Raw genomic sequence first — 17025 nt, forward strand, 5'->3', positions numbered from 1 at the left:
AAAATTTGGGTGTTGCCCCCGGCGCGGATGGCCGGGGGAAAGGATTCGTCAGGTGCGGCGGCTTATTCGCCCCAAACGTCTTTCAAGACGTTGACCCAGTTCTCGCCCATGATCTTACGGACCACGCGCTCGGAGTGGCCGCGTTTGAGCAGGGTTTCGGTCAGGTTCGGGAACTCGCCGACGGTGCGGATGCCCAGCGGGTTGATGATCTTGCCGAAGCTGGTCAGGCGGCGTGCGTAGCCCTTGTCATGGGTCAGGTATTCGAAGAAGTCCTGGCCATGGCCCTGGGTGAAGTCGGTGCCGATGCCGATGGCGTCTTCGCCGACAATATTCATGGTGTATTCGATAGCTTCGGCGTAGTCGTCGATGGTCGAATCGATGCCCTTGGCCAGGAACGGCGCAAACATGGTCACACCGACGAAACCGCCGTGATCGGCGATGAACTTCAGCTCTTCATCGGACTTGTTGCGCGGGTGGATTTTCAGACCCGACGGCAGGCAGTGGGAGTAGCACACCGGTTTTTTCGATTCGAGAATGACTTCTTCGGAGGTTTTCGAGCCGACGTGGGACAGGTCGCACATGACGCCGACGCGGTTCATCTCGGCAACGATCTCGCGACCGAAACCCGACAGGCCGCCATCACGCTCGTAGCAGCCGGTACCGACCAGGTTCTGGGTGTTGTAGCACATCTGCACGATACCGACGCCGAGCTGTTTGAACACCTCGACGTAGCCAATCTGGTCTTCAAACGCGTGGGCATTCTGGAAGCCGAAGAGGATGCCGGTCTTGCCCTGCTCCTTGGCCTTGCGGATATCGGCGGTGGTGCGCACCGGAATCACCAGGTCGCTGTTCTCGCGGATCAGTTTCTGGCTGGCGGCGATGTTGTTGACGGTGGCCTGGAAGCCCTCCCACACCGACACGGTGCAGTTGGCTGCGGTCAGGCCGCCCTTGCGCATGTCTTCGAACAGCTCACGGTTCCACTTGGCAATAATCAGCCCGTCGATAACGATGCTGTCGGCGTGCAATTCGGCTGGGCTCATCAGGCTGTCCCCTATTAGCGATTCATGCGCCGAATCGTGTGCCGGCGCTTTGGGGCCAGCATATGCCTGAGGACCGGGGCAGCCGGGTGCAAAAACGACAGGGGGTTTGCCGAAAGCGTCAATCCGCGACAAAGGGTCGTTGATGGACGCAATCGCCCACCTGTTCAAGGGCCGCTGCTTGGGCCAGAATTCGCTGCATTACTGAATTGGAACTGAAAAAATAGGGGCTGCGTCGCAATGAGAACGATCTTCCTGGCTTTGGCACTGATAGCGACCGGCGTACACGCGGCTGAAGAGGCTGACGACAACCCCTGCGACAAGGTCGAAAACGACGTCCAGACCCTGGAGTGCTCCGCCTACAGCAGAACCACCGCCGAAGACCTGCTCAAAGACAACTACCAAAGCCTGAACGAGCGCATGCAGACGGCCTACGGCAAGAACCCGGCGCAACTGACCGACATCACCGCCAAGCTCAAGGCTGCGCAGCAGCAATGGCTGAAGACCCGGGATGCGGATTGCGCGGTAGAAGCGTTTCCGGCGACCAGCGGTAGCAAGGCGTTCACTATTGCGCAGAATGATTGCGTGGCGCGGATGAGTGATGAGCGGTCGGAGTTTTTGGAGTCGATTGGGCAGGAGTGATCCTGAATTTCCGTCGGACGCTGGCACCGTCTCCGGCTTTCGATCCTCAGAAATGCTGTTTCCTACAAACATCGCCGACTTAGCCGACAGCACTCCCAGCACCTCGCAGCAGACCCTGTAGCCCGGGCAACATCCCGACACGCTTCGTTAATTGGCCGACTGAGAGTTATAAGTAAAGATTGGAAAATCTTATAAAAGACTTATATTCTCCCATGAACAGCATTCACTGGACTCGAAAGGCCGTTAAGCAGCTTCTGAAATTGCATTCCGCTCACCAGATCCAGGTTCGTGATGCCGTCACGGTGCTAACTGACATGCCTGATATAAGCAATGTCAAAGCACTGGTCGGCCATGACTACGCCTATCGACTTCGAGTGGGTAACTATCGAGTCATGTTCGACTGGGATGGCGCAATCAAAGTGGTCAGTATTCAAGAGGTCAAAAAACGCGATGAACGCACCTACTGACGTTCAAATCATCAACGACGCAGAGGGGAATCCTGCGTTTGTAGTCATTCCCTACGCGCAATATGTGGCGCAGAAGATTGAGCCCGATCTGATTCCCCATGAAGTGGTCAGCCGTATTGTCGACGGCGCGACTCCGATACGTGCCTGGCGTGAACATCTGAACCTTACCCAGGACGAAGTGGCCAAACGCATGGGCATTTCTCAACCTGCTTTTGCCCAGCAAGAGACGGTCGCGAAGCCTCGCAAGGCCACCCGCGAGAAAATTGCCGCGGCGTTTGGCATCACGGCCAATCAACTTGAGCTGTAGGCTGCACACCACCATTTGTGAAAGGGATCGAAATGAAAATCTGCGGCATCGAAATCAAAGGCAGCGAAGCGATCATCGCCGTGGCCTCTCTTGACGGTCAGACGCTGAGCCACGTCGCCCTGGCCACCAAGAAAATCGCCCTCGACGATGACGACGAAGCCGCCAACGTCAAAGTCTTTGCCGCTCAGGTGGCGTCGTTTGTGCGTGAGAATTCCATCGACCGGATCACGATCAAGAAGCGAAGCAAGAAAGGTGAATTTGCCGGTGGGCCGACCACGTTCAAGATCGAGGGCGTTTTTCAGTTGCTGGAGAGTTGCGAGGTGACGTTGCTGTCGCCGCAGACGATTAATGCGCAGAACAAGAAGTTTGACTTTGCGCTGCCGGAGACGCTGAACAAGTATCAGCATGAAGCCTTCAAAGCCGCCTGTTCAATGTTGATGAAAAGCCGGTAGACAGCGGTGTCCACCTGTAATTTCTGACAGTAGACGGGAACTTCGAATGACGTAAGCATAGGTCTGGATTCTAGTCAGATGCTCCAGACCAATGATGAGCGATTCGACGGCCAACATTCATCACAATACCCCCCTGCTCTGGGGGAACGATCCGCGCGGCCTGACCATCAGGACCGTGGCTTATGAGCGTCGTGATTCCGGTCTCGCTCAGGCACGCATCTCTCGCCAGGAGTTCAATGCACACGGACGCTTGAATTCACAATGGGATTCCAGGCTTCTGGAAAACGGGAGGGGGCCGAACCTCTCGACCATTTTCACGTTGTCAGCCCAACCAATACTCACAAGGAGCGTTGATTGCGGCTGGCGCTTGCTGCTTCTGGGCCCCGCCCATCAACTCCTGCGCGCGTGGGATGGTCGTCATAGTCAGCAACAGATCAAGTACGACGGACTGCTGCGCCGAACTGAAGTGACGGAACACCTCCAAAATGAAGCGCCCTCTGTGACCGAGCGACTGATCTATGCCGATAGTCGCCCCGAACATGCTCGACACAATCAATGCGGTCAACTGATAAGCCAATTTGATTCAGCAGGACATCTTGAGATTGCGGAGTTCGACATACAGGGTCGGAGACTGAGCGAAACCAGACGGTTCTCGAGCGACTTGCAGACACCAGACTGGTCATCCAACCCGGATGAAAACACCACAAGGCTCGAAATTGAATCAAACATCACTCGCAAGAAATACAACGCTCTGGGTGCCGTACTGAATCAGACCGATGCGCGAAACAATCAGCAGATAAGGCTCTACGACGTCGCAGGACAACTTCAAAAGGTTCAGCTAAAACGCCCGAATCTACCCGTCAAAACATTGCTTAGCCACATCACTTACAGCGCAACAGGCAAGGTAGAAAAGGAGACGACAGGTAACGGCGTACAGACGACTCGCCTGTATGAACCCGAATCCGACCGATTGATTCAATACACTGTCGCGGGTCCGGATCACGACTTTCAAAATTGTTTCTATCGCTACGACCGAGTCGGCAATATCTGCGAAATCCAGGACCTGGCACAACCGACGCGTTACTTCCGAAACCAGCGGACCGCGGCTGTCAGCACGTTCAAATACGACACCCTCTATCAACTGATCGAAGCCACAGGTCGCGAATCCGTACCCAATGCTCAGGGTCCGGCCCTTCCCGAATTGCATAAACCGACTATCGATCCCACTCGAATGGGCAACTACAAGCAGACATTTACCTACGACCCGGCGGGAAACCTGAAAACCCTTTGCCATGCAGGAAGTCACCCCTACACCGTCGAAATGGCCATTGACCCCGCAAGCAATCGCAGCCTGAAAAAACCTGACGTGGGTGAACCTGATTTCACGGGCAGCTTCGACAGTAATGGCAACCTGCTGATGTTGTCGCCAGGGGCGGAAAAAATGCGATGGGACGCCCGTAATAGACTGACTGAAGTCATTCAAGTCGCCCGTCGACAAGAACAGAGCGACACTGAATCCTATTGGTATGACAGCGACGGCCAACGATTACGCAAAGTCATACACACCAAGACCAGCGCCTTGATGCGAACAGCCGAAGTTCGTTTTTTGCCGGGGCTGGATATTCATTACGACCCTGACGGAGAAACCCGTCATGTCGTCAATATCGAAGCGAGCCACAGCCGGGTACAGTCGCTGCACTGGCTCACTGACCCGCCGGAAGGCATGGCTAACAATCAGATTCGCTACAACCTGGTTGACCATCAAGGTTCCTGCACTCTTGAGGTGGACGAAGAGGCAGGCTTGCTGACGCAAGAAGGCTATTACGCGTTTGGCGGTACGGCGTGGTGGGCTGCCCGCAGTGACGTCGAGTCCAGGCACAAAAGTATTCACTACAGTGGTAAAACACGGGATACCAGCGGGTTGGTCTACTACGGGTATCGGTACTACGCCCCTTGGCTGTTTCGCTGGATTAATCCTGACCCTGCGGGGTCAGTCGACGGTCTGAACCACTTCCGGTTTTGTAGGAACAACCCCGTTACCTACAAAGACTTCACAGGGGCGCAATCGGTCATCAATGGCGATGGACCGGACGATATCAAGTTGCCGAGCGATATGACCCCCGAGCAAATCGAGACTATTCAATTATCCAAAGGCAAAGGGGCAATGTTAACGGGAACAATCGTGCATCAGATCAGCCTGCCCAAACAGTTCAAGCTCGATAACATGAGCCGCGAAACGTTCAAAAACGCCGGTCCTGGAACAGCATTTACGGCGATCGCCAATGTCTACACAGGAGATATTTACTTTTCCCCACTGGAGTCAAACGCTCGTAGCCTGCCGCCCACCAATCGAACCCGAACCGAATCCTTCGTCACCCACACCCGCCTGGGCAAAGTACCTAACCCGCCAATTGCACATCAGGGCGGTGGCGAGAACCCAAGTCATACGCAGCTGGCTCAACGTGTAGGTCTTGATCAAAAAGACGCGGTTGGTTTCGCCTTGAGTAGCGGTCTGAATCGCGGCATCTACAACATGACCTTCATGTCACGGTCCAGCCAAAACACTCCGCTTGTTGATGATGACTCGAATGACCGACTGAGTTATGTCGATCAAAAAGATCTGCAGAAATATAAATTCGTGACGGAAAGCAGCGGAGGAGTCCTCACCCGGACGCATCAAGTCAGCGTTCTGCCACCTAAGTGGGGGAATGCCATTTATGACTACTTGTCGGGTGAGTTGGGGGAAGACAGTCATGACCAGGACCCCAACGTGTTTGCCAGCAAAACGCGCTCCGAACCGACGGCGTTTGCGCCGCCACCGCCGCCTCCAATGTTGATGGCACAGAAACCGAGTCAGTCGTTACGTCCTCGGGTGGTGCATTAGAAAAAATGCCTATCCCGCACGCCTCAGGATTATTGAGGAGCCGCACGCGTGCCGAAGCCTAGGCTTGCGCTGCCGTTCCTCTACGATCCTCCCGCGGACACCGCGCAAACCTGGCCCGATAACTGCGAGTAAAATACGACGGCGACTCAAATCCGCACGCGATACTCACTTCCAGCACGCTCATGTCGGTCTGCCGCAGCAACTGCCGCGCCTTCTCCAACCGTAATCGCAGGTAGAAATTGCTTGGCGTGTCGTTTAAATGGAGACGAAACAATCGCTCCAGCTGCCGCCGTGTCACCTTGATTGACTCCGCCAATTCCAGCGTACTCAGCGGCGGTTCGCTGTGCTGTTCCATCTCACCAATAACGTGAACGAGCTTCTTGTTGCTGATGCCATACCGCGTGGCGACTTCCATGCGCTGGTGGTCTTTGCGCGGGCGGATGCGGCCGAGCACGAATTGTTCGCTGACCTGAATCGCCAGTTCCGGGCCGTGGGACTGGGCGATGAGGTCGAGCATCAGGTCGATGGACGCGGTGCCGCCGGCCGAGGTGATACGTCGGCGGTCGATCTCGAACAGCTCTTGGGTGACGCTGAGCTGCGGATAGGACTCCTTGAACGCGTCAATGGCTTCCCAGTGCAGGGTCAGACGATGGCCGTCGAGCAGGCCGGCTTCGGCGAGGACGAAGCTACCGGTGTCGATGGCGCCGAGGGTCACGCCCTCGTTGTCCAGTCGGCGCAGCCAGTGTTCCAGCGCGGGTGTGGCGAATTTCAGCGGTTCGAAACCGGCGACCACCAACAGGGTTGCACCTTTCTTCAGCGGCTCCAGCGCCGCGTCGGCGTTGACCGACATGCCGTTACTGGCCAGAACGGCGCCGCCGTCAGCACTCAGCACATGCCAGCGATACAACTCGCCGCGAAAGCGATTGGCGACCCGCAACGGCTCGATCGCCGAGATAAACCCGATGGCCGAGAAACCCGGCATCAACATGAAGTAGAAATCCTGGGACATGGAGCGCACTCGGTTGACGGGTAGCGTGTGGACGTTGATACGCCACTTGCGAGTGGCATTCAAGAGGTCAGGTCGCTGCAGTGCAAGAGCTGGTCGCCGTAGTGCGTTTTAACGGGGGCATTGGTGCGTAACTTGGTCATCACCGGCGCACGAAGACGCCCGGACCCACAATAACGTCTGCCGAGGAACCTGAGATGAAACGACTGATCAGCAGCTGTGTTCTTGCACTCAGCGGTACCGCTTTCCTGAGCGCCAGCGTCATGGCGGCCGAACCTGCTTCATGCCAGAACGTACGCATGGGCGTCGTGAACTGGACCGACGTGATCGCCACCAGTGCCATGACCCAAGTCCTGCTCGATGGCCTCGGCTACAACACCAAACAAACCAGCGCCTCCCAGCAAATCATCTTCGCCGGGATCCGCGACCAGCGCCTGGACCTGTTCCTGGGCTACTGGAACCCGTTGATGACTCAGACCATCACGCCTTTCGTCGACGCCAATCAGGTCAAGGTGCTTGAAGCGCCAAGCCTGAAAGACGCCCGCGCCACCCTCGCCGTACCGACGTATCTCGCCGACAAGGGCCTGAAAACCTTCGCCGACATCGCCAAGTTCGAAAAAGAACTGGGCGGCAAGATTTACGGCATCGAGCCAGGCTCGGGCGCCAACACCCAGATCAAGGCGATGATCGCCAAGAACCAGTTTGGCCTTGGCAAGTTCCAGTTGGTCGAGTCCAGTGAGGCCGGCATGCTCGCGGCGGTGGATCGCGCAGTGCGCCGCAAGGAGGCCGTGGTGTTCTTCGGCTGGGCTCCGCACCCGATGAACGTCAACGTGCAGATGACCTATCTCACCGGCAGCGAAGATGCCCTCGGCCCGAATGAAGGCATGGCCACGGTCTGGACCGTCACCGCGCCGAAATACGCCGAGCAATGCCCGAACATCGGCAAGTTGCTGAGTAACCTGACCTACACCGCCGAAGACGAGAGCCGAATGATGCAGCCGCTGCTGGATCACAAAGACGCTTTCGAATCGGCCAAACAATGGCTCAAAGATCACCCGCAAGACAAACAACGCTGGCTCGAAGGTGTAACCACCTTCGATGGCAAACCGGCCGCTGAGAATTTGAAACTGACCAGCAAATAAACCCCGATTGAACCACCGCATCGCAGCCCTGCGGGGCTGCGAACGGAATCATCACGCCTGCAAGGAACCCGCCTCATGAACCACGACGTCATCATCACCTGCGCACTCACCGGTGCTGGCGACACGACCAGCAAGAGCCCACACGTGCCGGTCACCCCGAAACAAATCGCCGCTGCCGCCGTGGAAGCCGCCAAGGCCGGCGCCACCGTCGTTCACTGCCACGTCCGCAACCCGGAAACCGGCAAGTTCAGCCGTGACGTGGCGCTGTACCGCGAAGTGATGGAGCGCATCCGCGAGGCCGACGTCGACATCATCGTCAACCTCACCGCCGGCATGGGCGGCGACCTGGAAATCGGCGCGGGTGAGAACCCGATGGAGTTCGGCCCGAACACAGATCTGGTCGGCCCGCTTACCCGTCTGGCCCACGTTGAAGAGCTGCTGCCGGAAATCTGCACCCTCGACTGCGGCACCCTGAACTTCGGCGACGGCGACACCATTTACGTGTCCACCCCAGCGCAGCTGCGCGCTGGCGCCAAACGCATTCAAGAGCTGGGCGTGAAGGCCGAGCTGGAAATCTTCGACACCGGTCACCTGTGGTTCGCCAAACAGTTGATCAAGGAAGGCCTGCTCGACGACCCGCTGTTCCAGCTCTGCCTGGGGATCCCGTGGGGCGCCCCGGCCGACACCACCACCATGAAAGCCATGGTCGACAACCTGCCGGCGAACGCTGTGTGGGCCGGGTTCGGGATTGGTCGCATGCAAATGCCGATGGCGGCGCAAGCAGTGCTGCTCGGCGGCAACGTGCGGGTCGGTCTGGAAGACAACATCTGGCTGGACAAGGGTGTGCTGGCGACCAACGGCCAACTGGTCGAACGCGCCTCGGAAATCCTCAGCCGCCTCGGCGCCCGCGTTCTGACCCCGGCGGAAGGCCGGGCAAAAATGGGCCTGACCAAGCGCGGTTGATCCGCACCTACACCTAACCCTGTGGGAGCGGGCTTGCCCGCGATAGCGCCGGTACTACCGATACACCTTCTTCGGCAGGAATACCGTCATCGCAGGCAAGCCAGCTCCCACAGGGATCACCGAACTCTTTAGGACGTCGCCATGAGCTTTATCACTGATATCAAAACCTTCGCCGCCCTGGGCAGCGGTGTCATCGGCAGCGGTTGGGTGTCCCGCGCCCTCGCCCACGGCCTCGACGTTGTCGCCTGGGACCCGGCGCCCGGTGCCGAAGCCGCGCTGCGCAAACGCGTCGCCAACGCCTGGGGCGCGCTGGAGAAACAAGGCCTGGCGCCGGGTGCCTCGCAGGATCGGTTGCGCTTCGTCGCGACCATTGAAGAGTGCGTTCGAGACGCAGACTTCATTCAGGAAAGCGCCCCTGAACGCCTCGATCTGAAACTGGAACTGCACAGCAAAATCAGCGCCGCTGCCAAGCCCAACGCCTTGATCGGCTCCAGTACTTCGGGCCTGTTGCCGAGTGAGTTTTATGAGAGTTCGACCCACCCGGAGCGCTGCGTGGTCGGGCACCCGTTCAACCCGGTTTACCTGTTGCCATTGGTGGAAGTGGTCGGCGGCAAAAACACGGCGCCTGAGGCGATTCAAGCGGCAATGAAAGTGTATGAATCCCTGGGCATGCGTCCGCTGCATGTGCGCAAGGAAGTGCCAGGGTTTATCGCCGACCGCTTGCTGGAAGCGCTGTGGCGCGAGGCGCTGCACCTGGTCAACGACGGTGTGGCAACCACTGGCGAAATCGACGATGCGATCCGTTTTGGCGCGGGGTTGCGCTGGTCGTTCATGGGCACATTCCTGACCTACACCCTGGCGGGTGGCGATGCGGGGATGCGCCACTTCATGGCCCAATTCGGTCCGGCGTTGCAGTTGCCGTGGACGTATCTGCCAGCACCAGAGCTGACCGACAAGTTGATTGATGATGTGGTGGACGGGACCAGTGAACAGCTGGGCAATCACAGCATTTCCGCGCTGGAGCGCTATCGTGATGATTGCTTGCTGGCGGTGCTTGAAGCGGTGAAGACCACCAAAGAGAAGCATGGGATGGCGTTTAGCGAATGATTGCACTTGGCTTGAGATCCCCCTCACCCTAACCCTCTCCCCAGAGGGTAGAGGGGACTGACCGAGGTGTTCTTAGAGCGACATCGACCTGAAAGAACTGAGTCGAACTCAGGCTTTGAACAGCATGGAGATCGGCCCCCTTTCCCCCTCTCCCCTATGGGGAGAGGGCTGGGGTGAGGGGTGGATCTTGAATTACAACCAAATCCTCAAGCGGACACCCGTCATGCCCACCCTAACTACCCACCAAACCAAAATCATCCCCGACTGGGTCGACTACAACGGCCACCTGCGCGATGCCTTCTACCTGCTGATTTTCAGCTACGCCACCGACGCGCTGATGGATCGCCTGGGTATGGACAGCAACAACCGCGAAGCCAGCGGCAATTCGTTGTTCACCCTCGAACTGCACCTCAATTACCTGCACGAGGTGAAGCTCGACGCCGACGTCGAAGTGCACACCCAAATCATCGGCCACGACAGCAAACGCCTGCACCTCTATCACAGCCTGCATCTGGTCGGCGATGACAAAGAACTGGCTGGCAACGAACAAATGCTCCTGCACGTCGACCTCGCCGGGCCGCGATCCGCACCGTTCAGCGAAGACACCTTGAGCAAGCTGCAAGCCATCGTCGCCGAGCAAGCCGACCTGCCTACCCCCGCCTACATTGGCCGAGTGATCGCGTTACCCCCTAAAAAATAACAAGGAGATCGCCATTGAACACCGCCGCTTTTGCCGACTTCCGTACCTACCCGTTGATCAGCGCGTTGACCGCCGTGCATTCCTTGGCGGACCGAATTCAAGTGCAGTGGGCTGACGGCCGGGTCAGCCCGTTTCATCATCAATGGCTTCGCGACAACTGCCCGTGCGCGCAATGCGTCTACACCGTGACCCGCGAGCAAGTGCTGGAAATCGTCGACGTCGCAGAGGACCTGAGGCCGACAGCGGCACACCTCGATGCCGAAGGTTGCCTCAGCGTCGAATGGCACGACGGCCACCTCAGCCGCTTCGACCCGGGCTGGCTGCGGGCTCACGCCTATGACGACGAGTCCCGCGCCGAGCGCCGGGCTGGCAAGCCAACATCCAGGCTGTGGAAAAGCGACTTGCAGCTGCCGGTGTTCGACTACCAGGCGCTGATGAACGACAACGACGCCCTGCTGCAATGGCTGCTGGCGGTGCGCGATATCGGCCTGACGCAAGTGCGTGGCGTGCCCACCGAAACCGGCTCGCTGAAGCTGATTGCCCAGCGGATTTCCTTCATCCGCGAGAGCAATTTCGGCGTGCTGTTCAACGTGCAATCCAAGGCCGACGCCGACAGCAATGCCTACACCGCTTTCAACCTGCCGCTGCACAGCGATTTGCCGACCCGGGAGTTGCAACCGGGGCTGCAATTTCTGCATTGCCTGGTCAATGACGCGGACGGTGGCGAGAGTATTTTCGTCGACGGATTTGCCATCGCCCACGCACTGCGCGAGGAAGATCCCGAGTCGTTCAAGGCCCTGTGTGAAATCCCCGTGGAGTTTCGCAACAAGGACCGTCACAGCGACTATCGCTGCCTGGCACCGATCATCGCCCTCGATGCGTTGGGGCAGGTTTCGGAGATCCGCATGGCAAACTTTCTGCGTGGGCCATTTGATGCCTCGATTGAGGACATGCCCAAGCTATACCGGGCGTATCGGCGGTTTATTGCGATGACCCGTGAAGCGCGCTTTCGGGTGATGACGCGGCTCAATCCCGGCGAGTTGTGGTGCTTCGACAACCGCCGCACTCTTCACGCCCGCAACGCCTTCGACCCCGCCAGCGGCGCCCGGCATTTCCAAGGGTGCTATGTCGATCGGGATGAATTGCTGTCGCGGATTTTGGTGTTGCAACGGTAAACCGCGTCATCGTTCTGCGCGGGCAAGCCTCGCTCCTACAGGGGATCGTATACCTCTGTAGGAGCGAGGCTTGCCCGCGAAGCCGTCAGCCCAGACACCCCGTCCCTTCCTGATTCACAGGCAAAAAAAACCCCGATCAAGCCGTGACAGGATCGGAGCTGAGGAGGGTACTGTTGAGGAGCCGTTGCGCGAGGGTGACCAAACCTTCGTGTTACCAGCTGAGTCCAGTGTGCCCACTCCCTTGATTCACAAGTTAGCCGAAAACGACCTGTTCATAGGTATTGCGGCCATTGCGACAAATCGTCCTTGCCGCCACCCCCTGCCCCTACGAGAATCGATCCACGACACCGTTCCCTGAAGAAGGATTGCGTCATGATGTACGCCGATTTGATAGACCAGGAAGACCTGTTGGGCCAGCTCAAGGCATTGGGATTTGCCGTGCCCCCTGGCGCTAACGCCGAGCAGGCCTGCGAGTGCGCGGTACGAGGTTTGAACAACGAACGGGCAACGGAACTGCGCACGATGGTCAAGCAGATGTACACCAGCAGCGCGACCATCCTGCCGGCGGTGCGCCAGGCGATCGACAAGCAATTGCTGCCTGCGTTGGCGGAGTATCAGCAGAGCCGTAGCGCCTGAGCGGACGCCTTCGCGGGCAAGCCTCGCTCCTACAGGTTTGGCGTCGTATCGAAACATCGCGATCGACACAAAACCTGTAGGAGCGAGGCTTGCCCGCGAATGAAGGCGCCTCGGTCTAGAGCCTTACGCTGGCGAACGTCGACTCATTGCGCGCCTGGCTCAGCGCCGACAACGGCCCGGACAGTGGCGACAGCACCAGCGCTTGCGGCAGCGGCATCATCGCCACTTGTTGCGTGGTGTTGGAGCCTACGCGCTCGTCACGCGGCGGAATGCCGAAGTATTCGCGGTAGCACTTGGAGAAGTGCGGCGTGGACACGAAGCCGCACACCGACGCCACTTCGATGATCGACATCGGCGTTTGCTTGAGCAACTGCCGGGCACGGATCAGGCGCAGTTTCAGGTAGTAACGTGACGGCGAGCAGTGCAGGTATTTCTGGAACAGCCGCTCCAGCTGACGACGGGAAACAGCGACGTACACCGCCAGTTCGTCGAGGTCGATCGGTTCTTCCAGATTGGCTTCCATCAGCGCAACGATTTCCTGCAACTTCGGCTGGTTGGTGCCGAGCATGTGCTTGAGCGGCACACGCTGGTGATCCTGCTCGTTGCGGATGCGCTCGTAGACGAACATCTCCGAAATCGCGGCGGACAGTTCACGGCCGTGATCGCGACTGATCAGGTGCAGCATCATGTCCAGCGGCGCCGTGCCGCCAGAGCTGGTGAAACGGTTACGGTCGAGGGTGAACAGGCGTGTGCTCATGGCCACGCGCGGAAACGCTTCCTGCATCGAAGCCAGGCATTCCCAGTGCACGCTGCAATCAAAACCGTCCAGCAGGCCGGCGCAGGCCAGGGCCCAACTGCCGGTGCAGACCGCGCCGAGACGGCGGGACTGACGCGCCTGGCTTTGCAGCCACGAGACGTGTTCACGGGTAACGGTGCGCTGAATGCCGATGCCGCCGCAGACAATGATGGTGTCCAGAGGGGGCGCTTTGTGCATGGAGCAATCGGGAGTGATCTGCAGACCATCACTGGCCCAGACCTGACCGCCGTCGACGGTGAGCGTGGTCCAGCGATACAGCTCGCGACCGGACAATTGGTTGGCCATGCGCAGGGGTTCCACTGCGGAGGCCAGAGAAATAAGCGTGAAATTGTCCAGCAGCAAAAAGCCGATGGATTGAGGCGCACGGTTCTGGGGTTGGGCCCCGGAGTTGAACGTCGTCATCGCGGTATCTCCTCACACAAAGCGGGTGATGGCCTCAGGCGGAGGCTCTTGTTATTGCCATCGTTCTCGCGTGGGAGACGGGCTTTGTAATGACAGAGCAATTGCCATGCCTAAAGTTGAATGGTCATTCAATAACTCCTGAAAACGACGTCGCGGCGTGTCTATATAAGCCGTGCCGCGAGTAGGGGTTATAAGTGCCATTAACGGAGGGAGGCGCTCTGCCCCGTTGGGCTTGAGCAAATCGGTAGCACTTGTGGGAACAGGGCTACGGCGACCTGATGGAGAGTGTCACCGCAAGCACAGGTGACAGGCGGTAATGGCCAATCTGGATCCCGGATCTTGGACAAGTGGCTTATCTGTAAGCGACGCTCTAAAAGGTGGCGCGTCCAGGATTATGTGTTCACTTAGCGCGCAGTTTTGACTGGTCTGGCGCCTTCGCGGGCAAGCCTCGCTCCTACAGGGATCGCGTGATTCTGTAGGAGCGAGGCTTGCCCGCGAACGGGGTCACCTCGGATTCAGCACTCGACGGCACTAACCGCCAACCCACCCCGCGATGTCTCTTTATATTTGTCATGCATATCAGCACCGGTATCACGCATCGTTCGGATCACCCGATCCAGCGAGATAAAGTGCTGACCATCCCCGCGCAACGCCATCTGCGCCGCGTTGATGGCTTTCACCGCGGCAATCGCATTGCGCTCGATGCACGGCACTTGAACCAGCCCGCCCACCGGATCGCAGGTCAGGCCCAGGTTGTGTTCCAGACCAATTTCCGCCGCATTGCACAGTTGCTCCGGCGTGGCGCCAAGGATCTCCGCCAAGCCAGCCGCCGCCATTGCGCAGGCCGAACCAACCTCGCCCTGACAACCGACTTCCGCACCGGAAATCGAAGCATTCTTCTTGCACAGAATCCCCACCGCTGCAGCACTGAGGAAATAGTCGACCACGTTGGCGTCCGTCACCGCTTCACTGAATTTCATGAAGTAGTGCAACACCGCCGGGATGATCCCCGCCGCGCCATTGGTCGGCGCCGTCACCATGCGCCCGCCGGCAGCGTTCTCTTCGTTGACCGCCAGAGCGAACAGGTTGACCCATTCCATGGCGCTCAAGGTCGAACCGATGACGTTGGGTTTTCCCAGTTCCTGCAAGCTGCGGTGCAACTTGGCCGCGCGACGGCGCACATTCAGTCCGCCGGGCAAGATGCCTTCGTGTTTCAGGCCTTGATCGACGCAATCCTGCATGGCGCGCCAGAGCTTCATCAGGCCACTGCGGATTTCATCCTCGCTGCGCCAGACTTTCTCGTTGGCCATCATCAATTCGGCGACGCGCAGGTTGTGCTGCTTACAGAGGCTGAGCAGTTCGACAGCGCTGGAGAAGTCGTACGGCAATACGGTGCGATCCAGATCAACCACACCGCTGGAAGCCTGCGCTTCGTCCACGACAAAACCGCCGCCGATGGAATAGTAGGTGTCGCGATGCAGCTCGCCGTTATCGCCCTCGGCAACCAGGGTCATGGCGTTGGGGTGAAAAGGCAGGTTTTCGTCGATCAGGCGCATGTCGCGAGCCCAGATAAACGGCACCGACAGGCGACCATCGAGCAACAGGGTGTGGGTCTCGCGCAGGGTGGCGATGCGGATGCCGATTTGCGACGGATCAATCGCGTCCGGCCACTCGCCCATCAGGCCCATGATCACCGCGTTGTCGCTGCCGTGACCAATGCCGGTGGCCGACAGCGACCCATAAAGCTGAACTTCGACGCGCCGCACTTGTTCCAAAAGACCCTGCTCACGCAAACCTTGCACGAACAGCGCGGCGGCCCGCATGGGTCCAACGGTGTGCGAACTGGAAGGGCCGATGCCGATTTTGAACAGGTCGAAAACACTGATAGCCATTACTGCCGAACTCCTGGATGTGCCAACTCCAGGCGCAAAAGCGCCCAGTGACGGAGCTGCTACGCTCAAGCTGCAATCCGCCGGGATGGCCGCATCATCAGGCTTTTGCCGTGTCGTTCGACGTCTCACACCGACGCACTCATGCTCAGCAACGCCGCGGGCGTTTTACGCTGCGTTTTCGCCGTTTTTTTGCGGATCAGTGGGGTAAAGGGGGCTGAAAAAAGCTGTAAACGACGTCACCGACACTGGATGCGACCATCCCTGTACTGGTTACGACGCACCCTGTAGGCGTCAGATTTTCACTGGTACATGATCGTATCGACTCGATTGCAAGGCGCCGTGGTAGAGCTGTCTCCAAAACGCCATCCAACCGCAACCTATAAGTGCGGTGGTCCAGTCGGAACACTGCCAAAAAAAACACCAAGGAGTCCATCCATGAAAGGTTCCCCGTCGTTGTTGTTGGCCGCCATGCTGAGTCTGCCGTTACTGGCTCAAGCTGCAGAACCCGCTCAATGCAGCACCGTAAACTTCTCCGATGTCGGCTGGACTGACATTACTGTCACCACCGCCACCACCAGCGTCGTTCTCGATGCCCTGGGCTACAAAACCAAAACCACGATGATTTCCGTCCCGGTGACCTACAAGTCCCTGGCCGACGGCAAGAACATGGATGTGTTCCTGGGTAACTGGATGCCGACCATGGAAAACGACATCAAGGCCTACCGCGATGCCGGCACCGTGGAGACCCTGCGCGCCAACCTCGAAAACGCAAAATACACACTCGCCGTGCCCGAAGAGTTGTATAACAAGGGTCTGAAAGATTTCGCCGACATCGCCAAGTTCAAGAAAGAACTCGACGGCAAAATCTACGGCATCGAACCAGGCAACGACGGCAACCGCCTGATCCAGAGCATGATCGACAAGAACGCCTTCGGCCTGAAAGACGCCGGCTTCAAGGTGGTCGAGTCCAGCGAGGCAGGCATGCTCTCGCAAGTCGATCGCGCCCAGCGCCGCAACACCGCCGTGGTGTTCCTGGGCTGGGAACCGCACCCGATGAACACTCGTTTCAAGATGAAGTACCTGACGGGCGGCGACGACTTTTTCGGCCCGAACTTCGGTCAGGCGACCATCTTCACCAACACCCGCAAGGGCTACGCGCAGGAATGCAGCAACGTCGGACAGTTGCTGAAAAACCTGGTGTTCACCCTCGACATGGAAAGCACGCTGATGGGCAACGTCCTGGACGACAAAATGAAGCCTGACGCGGCCGCCAAGGCCTGGCTGAAAAAGAATCCACAGGTGCTCGATACCTGGCTCGCTGGCGTGACCACCATTGACGGTAAACCAGGCCTGGAGGCCGTGAAAGCCAAGCTCGCGCAGCCTTGAATTAAGAAGC

Annotated in this window: 16 protein-coding genes; 12 read left to right on the forward strand and 4 right to left on the reverse strand. The window is 58.5% G+C overall.

Annotated features, from left to right (window positions below; all coding sequences use genetic code 11):
* Positions 1–62: 62 nt before the first annotated feature.
* On the reverse strand, positions 63–1040 hold the full coding sequence (locus ACA060_RS26790) for a dipeptidase (protein WP_008033250.1): 978 nt from the start codon (positions 1038–1040) through the stop codon (positions 63–65).
* 237 nt (positions 1041–1277) lie between these two features.
* Between ACA060_RS26790 and ACA060_RS26795 the strand changes: the two genes are divergently transcribed.
* The 5 genes from ACA060_RS26795 to ACA060_RS26815 all read left to right on the forward strand — a co-directional run bounded on the left by ACA060_RS26795 (position 1278) and on the right by ACA060_RS26815 (position 5789).
* Positions 1278–1679, forward strand: a complete 402-nt coding sequence (locus ACA060_RS26795; RefSeq protein WP_094470273.1) for a lysozyme inhibitor LprI family protein — start codon at positions 1278–1280, stop codon at positions 1677–1679.
* Between the two features lie 212 nt (positions 1680–1891).
* Positions 1892–2146, forward strand: a complete 255-nt coding sequence (locus tag ACA060_RS26800) for a type II toxin-antitoxin system RelE family toxin (RefSeq protein ID WP_497314173.1) — start codon at positions 1892–1894, stop codon at positions 2144–2146.
* Complete coding sequence (locus ACA060_RS26805; protein ID WP_027926651.1) at positions 2130–2453, forward strand: helix-turn-helix domain-containing protein; 324 nt, start codon at positions 2130–2132, stop codon at positions 2451–2453. The genes ACA060_RS26800 and ACA060_RS26805 overlap by 17 nt, the downstream gene beginning before the upstream one ends.
* 32 nt (positions 2454–2485) lie before the next feature.
* Positions 2486–2905, forward strand: coding sequence for a DUF3010 family protein (locus ACA060_RS26810; protein WP_497314175.1), 420 nt, complete (start codon positions 2486–2488; stop codon positions 2903–2905).
* A 94-nt stretch (positions 2906–2999) separates the two neighbouring features.
* Positions 3000–5789 (forward strand): RHS repeat domain-containing protein, encoded by a 2790-nt coding sequence (locus tag ACA060_RS26815; RefSeq protein ID WP_497314177.1) that lies wholly within the window; start codon positions 3000–3002, stop codon positions 5787–5789.
* Positions 5790–5847: 58 nt separating this feature from the next.
* Here ACA060_RS26815 and ACA060_RS26820 read toward each other — a convergent pair whose 3' ends face one another.
* On the reverse strand, positions 5848–6798 hold the full coding sequence (locus ACA060_RS26820; protein ID WP_109635460.1) for a GlxA family transcriptional regulator: 951 nt from the start codon (positions 6796–6798) through the stop codon (positions 5848–5850).
* Positions 6799–6992: 194 nt separating this feature from the next.
* On the opposite strand from ACA060_RS26820, the gene choX reads away from it, so the two are divergent.
* From choX to ACA060_RS26850, 6 genes are all read left to right on the forward strand, one after another.
* Positions 6993–7937, forward strand: coding sequence for a choline ABC transporter substrate-binding protein (choX, locus tag ACA060_RS26825; protein ID WP_109635461.1), 945 nt, complete (start codon positions 6993–6995; stop codon positions 7935–7937).
* Between the two features lie 75 nt (positions 7938–8012).
* The gene (gene cdhC, locus ACA060_RS26830; RefSeq protein WP_017341199.1) at positions 8013–8900 is read left to right on the forward strand and encodes a 3-dehydrocarnitine:acetyl-CoA trimethylamine transferase CdhC; all 888 of its coding nucleotides are present in this window, start codon (positions 8013–8015) and stop codon (positions 8898–8900) included.
* 141 nt (positions 8901–9041) lie between these two features.
* Entirely contained in the window at positions 9042–10007 is a 966-nt protein-coding gene (locus ACA060_RS26835; RefSeq protein ID WP_497314179.1) for an L-carnitine dehydrogenase, read from the forward strand.
* Between the two features lie 223 nt (positions 10008–10230).
* Positions 10231–10707 (forward strand): thioesterase family protein, encoded by a 477-nt coding sequence (locus ACA060_RS26840; RefSeq protein ID WP_497314181.1) that lies wholly within the window; start codon positions 10231–10233, stop codon positions 10705–10707.
* 14 nt (positions 10708–10721) lie between these two features.
* Entirely contained in the window at positions 10722–11882 is a 1161-nt protein-coding gene (locus tag ACA060_RS26845; protein WP_497314183.1) for a gamma-butyrobetaine dioxygenase, read from the forward strand.
* Between the two features lie 372 nt (positions 11883–12254).
* Positions 12255–12518, forward strand: a complete 264-nt coding sequence (locus ACA060_RS26850; RefSeq protein WP_109635469.1) for a hypothetical protein — start codon at positions 12255–12257, stop codon at positions 12516–12518.
* Positions 12519–12633: 115 nt separating this feature from the next.
* On the opposite strand, the gene gbdR is transcribed toward ACA060_RS26850, so the two are convergent.
* Both gbdR and ACA060_RS26860 read right to left on the reverse strand, forming a co-directional pair.
* Positions 12634–13737, reverse strand: coding sequence for a choline metabolism transcriptional regulator GbdR (gene gbdR, locus ACA060_RS26855; RefSeq protein ID WP_109635472.1), 1104 nt, complete (start codon positions 13735–13737; stop codon positions 12634–12636).
* A 515-nt stretch (positions 13738–14252) separates the two neighbouring features.
* Positions 14253–15629 carry an L-serine ammonia-lyase gene (locus tag ACA060_RS26860; protein ID WP_497314185.1) on the reverse strand — a complete coding sequence of 459 codons (1377 nt, stop codon included), beginning with the start codon at positions 15627–15629 and terminating at the stop codon, positions 14253–14255.
* A 435-nt stretch (positions 15630–16064) separates the two neighbouring features.
* Here ACA060_RS26860 and ACA060_RS26865 point away from each other — a divergent pair, with 435 nt between their 5' ends.
* Entirely contained in the window at positions 16065–17015 is a 951-nt protein-coding gene (locus ACA060_RS26865) for a choline ABC transporter substrate-binding protein (RefSeq protein ID WP_010466989.1), read from the forward strand.
* The last annotated feature ends 10 nt before the right edge of the window (positions 17016–17025 follow it).

It is taken from the genome of Pseudomonas sp. LBUM1671 (assembly GCF_059695685.1).

Coding starts and splice junctions, on each gene's coding strand:
- ACA060_RS26790 (WP_008033250.1), bottom strand. CDS start 1,040: ATGAGCCCAGCCGAATTGCACGCCGACAGCATCGTTATCGACGGGCTG.
- ACA060_RS26795 (WP_094470273.1), top strand. CDS start 1,278: ATGAGAACGATCTTCCTGGCTTTGGCACTGATAGCGACCGGCGTACAC.
- ACA060_RS26800 (WP_497314173.1), top strand. CDS start 1,892: ATGAACAGCATTCACTGGACTCGAAAGGCCGTTAAGCAGCTTCTGAAA.
- ACA060_RS26805 (WP_027926651.1), top strand. CDS start 2,130: ATGAACGCACCTACTGACGTTCAAATCATCAACGACGCAGAGGGGAAT.
- ACA060_RS26810 (WP_497314175.1), top strand. CDS start 2,486: ATGAAAATCTGCGGCATCGAAATCAAAGGCAGCGAAGCGATCATCGCC.
- ACA060_RS26815 (WP_497314177.1), top strand. CDS start 3,000: ATGAGCGATTCGACGGCCAACATTCATCACAATACCCCCCTGCTCTGG.
- ACA060_RS26820 (WP_109635460.1), bottom strand. CDS start 6,798: ATGTCCCAGGATTTCTACTTCATGTTGATGCCGGGTTTCTCGGCCATC.
- choX (WP_109635461.1), top strand. CDS start 6,993: ATGAAACGACTGATCAGCAGCTGTGTTCTTGCACTCAGCGGTACCGCT.
- cdhC (WP_017341199.1), top strand. CDS start 8,013: ATGAACCACGACGTCATCATCACCTGCGCACTCACCGGTGCTGGCGAC.
- ACA060_RS26835 (WP_497314179.1), top strand. CDS start 9,042: ATGAGCTTTATCACTGATATCAAAACCTTCGCCGCCCTGGGCAGCGGT.
- ACA060_RS26840 (WP_497314181.1), top strand. CDS start 10,231: ATGCCCACCCTAACTACCCACCAAACCAAAATCATCCCCGACTGGGTC.
- ACA060_RS26850 (WP_109635469.1), top strand. CDS start 12,255: ATGATGTACGCCGATTTGATAGACCAGGAAGACCTGTTGGGCCAGCTC.
- gbdR (WP_109635472.1), bottom strand. CDS start 13,737: ATGACGACGTTCAACTCCGGGGCCCAACCCCAGAACCGTGCGCCTCAA.
- ACA060_RS26860 (WP_497314185.1), bottom strand. CDS start 15,629: ATGGCTATCAGTGTTTTCGACCTGTTCAAAATCGGCATCGGCCCTTCC.
- ACA060_RS26865 (WP_010466989.1), top strand. CDS start 16,065: ATGAAAGGTTCCCCGTCGTTGTTGTTGGCCGCCATGCTGAGTCTGCCG.